This window comes from Lentisalinibacter orientalis (genome assembly GCF_040706535.1).
Classification (GTDB): domain Bacteria; phylum Pseudomonadota; class Gammaproteobacteria; order Steroidobacterales; family Woeseiaceae; genus Lentisalinibacter; species Lentisalinibacter orientalis.
Genome location: NZ_JAPDRJ010000013.1, coordinates 1 through 261 on the forward strand (window position 1 = coordinate 1; position 261 = coordinate 261).

Annotated in this window: 1 protein-coding gene; it reads right to left on the reverse strand. The window is 66.7% G+C overall.

Features of this window, described 5'->3' with window-relative positions; translation table 11 throughout:
• On the reverse strand, positions 1 to 261 hold a 261-nt coding region (locus tag ACJMK0_RS19210; protein ID WP_405240903.1), incomplete at both ends, for a hypothetical protein.

A 261-nucleotide genomic window follows, 5' to 3' on the forward strand; every position in this document is an offset into this window, starting at 1 on the left:
CCAGCGTCAGTCCGTCAGCGACGGCCGCTGCCGTGCCTGCACTCGTGAAATTCAGCGGCCCGACCGTCGTCCAGTCCGCGGGGAAGGCATCGCCGCCCTGGACCAGGTCCGACTTCGTGACGCCGCCGCCCGCCTGTTCGGAGAACACCTGGAAAGTGATCACGCCGCCGTTCGCCGCCGTGCCCTTCCAGTCGAACGTGATACTGAACGTCTGGTTCGGCTCGATCACACCGGCGCCGATCAGGGTCTGCTTGATGGTCG